This window comes from Daejeonella sp., from assembly GCF_037719425.1.
Classification (GTDB): Bacteria; Bacteroidota; Bacteroidia; order Sphingobacteriales; family Sphingobacteriaceae; genus Daejeonella.
The window spans coordinates 8,986-16,070 of the sequence record NZ_JBBJNI010000094.1; the positions used below are offsets into that span (position 1 = coordinate 8,986).

Consider the following 7,085-nt stretch of genomic DNA (forward strand, 5'->3'; position numbering starts at 1 on the left):
CGCACAATATCCCATAAAGGCGCGCGCCTACCCTGAAATTCTGAACGTTTAAATGATACACATTTACCAGTTCCGTAGAACGTTCAGGAAGCAGGGTCATCCGTGCATCCATGGGGATCTTCGTAAGATCGGCTTTCGCCTTATCCCAGAACTGTACAAAATCCGCCGGGACAATACCGGCCGGTTTAATTAATTCCGGATCAAAGCCCGCGGTAGCCAATCCTCTGTATCTCTTCCCGTCAACTTCAGCATATACGATGCAGCGCAGAAAGCCTGGGGTGCTCATTGTTCCTCCATCAATTGTAACCTTCCCATCTTTGGCAACGAGAGAATCACTTTTTAGCGGTACCATCCTTTCCGGCCCTACATCATATTTAATCTTTACGTTCTGGAGGAGGTTGCCGAATTGAATGATGCTAACAGTAAATTTTGCCTTTTCACCCATGTGATAGGTCCAGTTCGTATGATCCGGGGCTACGATAACTTTTACCAGCTGCTCTGCTGGTTGTGCAAAGTTCTCCTGTATTCCCCCGAAAAGCAATAAGAAGAATAATACTGATTTGATGCATTTCATTGATTGAAAATTAATACAGGAATAAATTGCATTTAATTTCGGTGATTAGCAAGTGTTGTTTGATCACCGTTTATTGATGGGCAAGGAGTTTCTAAAAAAAAAGATGCTCGCTGTAAAGCAAGCATCTTCCACTATGAGTTCAGTCCAATCTAATAATCATCTATGACATTGTCGGCCAGGTGCAAGTTCTTAAAGTTTTAGAATAATGTATTGAAGCGTACACACCGTCTGTTTTACCGCAAAGGACGCAAAGTTCCACGCAGAGTGCGCAGAGTTTTTTCACCAACCAATGCGATTCGCCCATAATATCTTTCCGCCTCCGCGCTCTCTGCGGTTAAGTCTTGTCGGAAATCCACTTTCGCACATACATCATACCCTATCTAACGTCCGGCAAGCTGACTTCCGACCTCAGTCCCCCTACTTCTCTTCCAAATGATCGGCAGTCACGGTTCCTTTGATCTTCGCCTCCAGTTCATCCATCAGATCGGGGTTGTCGAGAAGCAATTGTTTAACACCATCGCGGCCCTGGCCTAATTTAGTGTCGCCGTAGCTGAACCAGGATCCTGCTTTTTTGATGATATCAAAGTCAACACCTAAGTCGATGATCTCCCCGGCTTTTGAAATGCCTTCTCCGAACATTACATCAAATTCAGCAATACGGAAAGGCGGCGCAAGCTTGTTTTTAACAACCTTAACCTTAACCCGGTTTCCTGAAACCTCGTCGGTATCTTTAATTTGCGAGATCCGGCGGATATCTAAACGCACAGATGCATAAAATTTCAAAGCATTACCACCCGTTGTAGTTTCAGGACTGCCGAACATTACTCCGATCTTATCACGAAGCTGGTTGATAAATATACAGCAACATCCGGTTTTGGATATGGTACCTGTTAATTTTCGAAGAGCTTGTGACATCAATCGGGCATGTAATCCCATTTTAGAATCTCCCATTTCTCCCTCGATCTCAGCCTTAGGAACAAGGGCCGCCACGGAGTCAATAACTATAATATCAATTGCTCCTGAACGGATCAAATTATCTGCAATTTCAAGAGCCTGCTCGCCGTTATCGGGTTGAGAGATCAAAAGATTTTCAATATCGACACCAAGTTTGGCAGCGTAAAATTTATCGAATGCATGTTCCGCATCTATAAAAGCAGCGATGCCGCCTTTTTTCTGGGCTTCAGCTATCGCATGAATTGCAAGAGTTGTTTTACCAGAGGACTCCGGGCCATAGATTTCAATTACTCTTCCTTTTGGTAAACCTCCAATGCCTAAGGCAATGTCAAGGCTGATTGAGCCGGTTGAAATAGACTCTATTGGCTCTACAGCATTGTCGCCAAGTTTCATCACGGTGCCTTTGCCGTATGATTTTTCAAGTTTATCCAGCGTAAGCTGTAAAGCTTTTAGTTTATCTGCGTTGCTCATTGTTTTGGTTTAATATCATCAAAAGTATAAATAATATTCAAAATACTAATAATATTAACAAAAATATTTAAATACTAATATTATTAGCTTACGTCATTCGGCTTAATTTCCAGCTTTTTAAGTATGCTGCCTATCTTTTTAGCATTGTTCTTCTTCTTCACAGCTATTTTCTTTCGCTTCACATCAGCTTCAACTTTAAGCAAGGCCTTTACAGTTTGGTTTTGTTCATAATATTTGCAAAACCAGGTGAGCGGGCAAATATGGCATTTCGGATTTCTCGCGACACAAATATATCGGCCGTGAAGAATTAACCAGTGGTGTGCTACATAGATCTTATCCTGCGGCAAATATTGTACTAATTGTTTCTCTACGGCCAGGGGTGTGGTTGCATTTCGTGTGAGGCCAATGCGATTCGACACCCTGAACACATGAGTATCAACGGCCATTGCCGGAGCATTGAAAACAACTGAGGCGATCACGTTTGCTGTTTTTCTGCCTACACCTGGCATCTTCTGAAGGTCGTCAATATCTGGGGGAACAATTCCGCCGAATTCGTTGATGAGCTTCTGTGCCATCCCGACAAGGTGTTTAGACTTGTTATTAGGATAGCTCACGCTGCGGATATATTGGAAAACTTCTTCCGGTGTTGACTGCGAAAGGCTTAATGCATCAGGAAAACGCTCAAAAAGAGCAGGTGTGATCAAATTAATGCGTTTATCGGTGCACTGGGCAGACAATATAACCGCAACGAGCAGTTCAAACGGATTGGTATAGTTTAGCTCGGTTTCCGCATCGGGCTGATGGGAGGAGAAATAGTCGACAAATGCTTTATAGCGGTCCTTTCGTAGCACGGGCTAAAGATAGGAAGCGGGAGCAAAATTCTATCCTGAAATTATTAACAATCACAAAGCCAGCTCATGAGCTGGCTTTGTGAGAATTCTTACACCGATTTAGAGTATTTCAAAATTCGGGCAATGACATCTTTGCCTGGGGTTCTAACTATAGTGTTCAGATTTTTTTTAATCGAATTATAGAAAGATTGTTCCCCTTCACCGAGTTCTTCGGGAATTGCAGTGTTTTGTACCATGTCGTTTTGTAAAGAATTTGTTGTTGGAGTAGAAGTTTCTATCATAAGCACGGTTTGGTTTTAATTTAAAACGTACTTAATTTACGAATGTTACTTCGAAACAAAAATAATTTACATTTTTTTTATTTTAAGAGTTTTTCAGGCTTACTTCCTTGGAAAGCATCATCTTACGCAGGTTGTTCAATGCATAACGCATCCGCCCCAGCGCAGTGTTAATACTTACATCGGTGATTTCGGAAATTTCCTTGAAACTAAGCTCGCCATAGTGACGCATAATCAATACTTCCTTCTGCTCGGGCGGTAAAAGATGGATAAGCTCGCGCAGGTCGCGATGCGTTTGCTCGCGGATCATTTTGTCCTCAGTGCTTTCATCATAAAATTTCAGCACCTCAAAAATATCAAAGCCCTCAACTGTAGTAACTACAGGAGTGCGTTTCTCTTTTCGGAAATGATCGATAACGAGGTTATGCGCAATTCTTATAACCCATGGCAGAAATTTTCCTTCTTCATTATACTTTCCGGCCTTTAGTGTATTAATTACCTTAATAAAAGTGTCCTGAAAAATATCTTCTGCGAGATAAGAATCCTTAACTAATAAATAAATGGATGTGTAAATTTTGGTTTTATGCCGGCGGATTAATTCCTCCAGGCTGGCTTCATGACCCTGTAAATACTGATGCACCAGATCCTGATCGCTCTTCGATTGAAGTTTTATAGTACTCATACTCTAAATTCCCCTTTTTTATATAAAAATTCTCAAAAGTTAATAAGTAGAGTTTATCCGATAGCGTTCTCCTGTTTTAAATTTTTTGATCTGGTTTCTTACCCCAAATGAAACAATTATTTTGCCAATATCAAAGAATAATTAATCAATCTTCTGTATTAAGCTCTTATACCCGTATTTTTGCACACCCCAAAAGGGCATATAATTATATACGTAATAAGAAAGAATATAGGTTTACTGAATGAGCAAAGAAGCGGAAAAAGACCCGGGGAGATTTATCATCATAAAGGGAGCAAGGGTTCATAACTTAAAAAATATAGATGTTGCCATTCCTAAAAATAAGCTGGTTGTAATTACCGGGATGTCCGGATCAGGAAAGTCCTCACTGGCTTTTGACACGCTATACGCCGAGGGACAGAGGAGATATGTGGAGAGCCTTTCTTCTTACGCAAGGCAGTTTATGGGGCGTATGAATAAGCCTGACGTTGATTTCATTAAAGGGATTGCGCCTGCTATAGCTATTGAACAAAAAGTTATCACAAGTAATCCAAGGTCGACAGTAGGTACCTCGACTGAAATATATGATTACCTCAAGCTTTTATTTTCCCGGATTGGCAGGACCATTTCGCCGGTTTCAGGAAGAGAGGTAAAGAAAGATACGGTGACCGATGTGGTTAATTTTATATCTAATTTAACACTTGATACGTCTGTTACAATTTTATGCCCGCTGCACGCACATAATCACCGCTCGCTTAAGGAAGAGCTGGCGGTTCTGCTTCAGAAAGGTTTTACCAGGGTTATAATCAATGATAAGCTGTCAAAGATCGAAGACGTGCTGGAGGATAAGTCTACCGACAATAAGAAGTCGGGAGAAGATGTCGATGTCAAGATAGTTATTGACCGCATTTCGGTTGCTGTAGACGAAGAGACGCTGAGCAGGACAGCAGATTCAGCTCAAACGGCATTTTTCGAAGGACGCGGTGATTGTCTGGTTGAGGAGAACGGAATAGTTCACGTGTTCTGCGATCGCTTTGAGCTCGATGGGCTGCGTTTTGAAGAGCCCACACCTAATTTCTTCAGCTTTAACAACCCCTATGGTGCGTGTAAGCGCTGCGAGGGTTATGGTAAGGTTATCGGCATCGACGAGGATCTGGTTGTACCGGATAAAAGTAAGTCGGTTTACGATGGTGCTATCGCTCCCTGGAGAGGTGAGAAGATGGGCGAATGGCTGAGCAAATTGGTAAAGAGTGCATTGAAGTTTGATTTTCCTATCCACCGGGCCTATAATCAGCTTACGGATGACCAGCGGAAGCTGCTCTGGACAGGAAACAGCTTTTTTACTGGACTCGATGAATTCTTTAAAGAACTTGAGGCGCAAACGTATAAGATTCAGTACAGAGTGATGCTTTCGCGTTATCGTGGCAAAACAACCTGCCCGGAATGTAAGGGAAGCCGTTTGCGGGAAGATGCTTCCTATGTAAAGATCGATAACCGGTCCATCACTGATATTGTGTTAATGCCTTTAGAGCAGGCTACGGGTTTTTTTGATACCCTCGAACTGGATACTACAAGGCAAAAAATAGCAAAGAGGCTTTTGATGGAGATAGCTAACCGTGTTAAGTTTTTAAATGATGTTGGTTTGGGATATTTAACCCTAAACCGCTTATCCAATACGCTTTCCGGCGGAGAATCGCAGCGGATAAACCTGGCTACTTCATTAGGAAGCTCATTGGTTGGGTCTATATATGTACTGGATGAACCGAGCATCGGCCTTCACCCGCGCGATACCCACCGCCTGATTGGGGTGTTGAGGTCGTTACGGGATGTGGGTAACACTGTACTTGTTGTTGAGCACGAAGAAGAGATTATGCAGGCAGCTGACCATATTATAGATATAGGCCCAGAGGCGGGAACCCATGGCGGGAGTCTTGTTTTTACTGGAACTTATGACGAAATCCGGAAAGATGAAGTCAGCCTGACAGGGAAGTATCTGAGCGGCAGGAATTCTATTGAGATCCCCAAGCAAAGGAGGAAATGGAGCGATTACATTGAGATAAAGGGAGCTAGGGAGAATAACCTTAAGCATGTGGATGTTAAATTTCCATTAAATGTTTTGAGCGTAGTTTCGGGGGTCTCTGGCTCCGGTAAAACTTCTCTTGTTAAGCGTATCCTGCAACCAGCCCTGCAAAAGGCGATTGGCAATTATTCCGGTGAACAAACCGGTTCTTATGATTCAATTGGGGGCGATTATTCTAAAGTTGAGCAGGTGGAAATTGTAGATCAGAACCCTATCGGCAGGTCATCAAGGTCCAACCCCGTTACCTATGTAAAAGCATGGGATGAGATCAGGAACCTGTACGCTTCACAAGGGCTGGCTAAAGCGTCCGGATTGAAGCCGTCTGCCTTTTCATTTAATGTTGAGGGAGGAAGATGTGATGTTTGTCAGGGAGAAGGCGAAGTGAAGATTGAAATGCAGTTTATGGCTGATATTTTCCTTCCGTGTGAAGCCTGCGTCGGGAAACGCTTTAAACAGCATGTTCTGGATATTACCTACAAGGAAAAGAATGTTTTTGAGGTGCTTGATATGACCATCGATGAGGCACTGGACTTCTTCGAAAGCGAACCAAAGATCATAACCAAAATTAAGCCACTGGTAGATGTTGGGTTGGGATATGTTCACCTCGGACAATCATCAAATACCCTATCCGGCGGTGAAGCGCAGCGGATAAAGCTTGCATCTTTCCTTGTGAAAGGGAATAACAGCAGCAAAACGCTTTTCATTTTTGATGAGCCAACAACCGGGCTTCATTTCCATGACATTAAAAAGCTGCTTAAATCTTTCGATGCTCTTATCGACCAGGGGAACAGTATCATCGTGATCGAACATAATATGGATGTCATTAAGTGCGCGGACTGGGTTATTGATATCGGCCCGGAAGGTGGTGACAGAGGGGGTAATGTGGTTTTTGAGGGTACGCCGGAGGATTTGATAAAGGAGAAGGATTCGTATACGGGGAGTTTTTTGAAGGAGAGGTTTGCTTCGCTTCGCTCGCAATGATAAGAGAAAAGGTGATGGGTGGAATTGATTAAATGACCTAAATCTTAAACTCTTCAAACTTCAAAAAGCACTGTTCATACCTTACCGAACCACTAATTTATTCTCCTTAAACTTCCCGATCAAATAATCCGCATACCGCATAAAGCCCAGATCTGTCATGTGGGTTCCATCTACAGTGCCCTCGTTATCATCACCAATGGCATTGGCTGAACTGATA

General features: G+C 42.8%; 4 protein-coding genes and 1 pseudogene. 1 reads left to right on the forward strand and 4 read right to left on the reverse strand.

Annotated elements, in window-relative coordinates; genetic code table 11:
• The 4 genes and pseudogenes from WKF69_RS12700 to WKF69_RS12715 all read right to left on the reverse strand — a co-directional run.
• Positions 1-574: pseudogene (locus WKF69_RS12700) on the reverse strand (acetylxylan esterase); the annotation flags it as partial.
• A gap of 417 nt (positions 575-991) precedes the next feature.
• The gene (recA, locus tag WKF69_RS12705; protein ID WP_340382394.1) at positions 992-1,999 is read right to left on the reverse strand and encodes a recombinase RecA; all 1,008 of its coding nucleotides are present in this window, start codon (positions 1,997-1,999) and stop codon (positions 992-994) included.
• 83 nt (positions 2,000-2,082) lie between these two features.
• Positions 2,083-2,850 carry an endonuclease III gene (nth, locus tag WKF69_RS12710; RefSeq protein ID WP_340382396.1) on the reverse strand — a complete coding sequence of 256 codons (768 nt, stop codon included), beginning with the start codon at positions 2,848-2,850 and terminating at the stop codon, positions 2,083-2,085.
• Between the two features lie 363 nt (positions 2,851-3,213).
• Positions 3,214-3,801, reverse strand: a complete 588-nt coding sequence (locus tag WKF69_RS12715; RefSeq protein WP_340382400.1) for a sigma-70 family RNA polymerase sigma factor — start codon at positions 3,799-3,801, stop codon at positions 3,214-3,216.
• A gap of 250 nt (positions 3,802-4,051) precedes the next feature.
• Between WKF69_RS12715 and uvrA the strand changes: the two genes are divergently transcribed.
• Entirely contained in the window at positions 4,052-6,868 is a 2,817-nt protein-coding gene (gene uvrA, locus WKF69_RS12720) for an excinuclease ABC subunit UvrA (RefSeq protein WP_340382398.1), read from the forward strand.
• Positions 6,869-7,085: the final 217 nt, after the last annotated feature.

Coding starts and splice junctions, on each gene's coding strand:
- recA (WP_340382394.1), bottom strand. CDS start 1,999: ATGAGCAACGCAGATAAACTAAAAGCTTTACAGCTTACGCTGGATAAA.
- uvrA (WP_340382398.1), top strand. CDS start 4,052: ATGAGCAAAGAAGCGGAAAAAGACCCGGGGAGATTTATCATCATAAAG.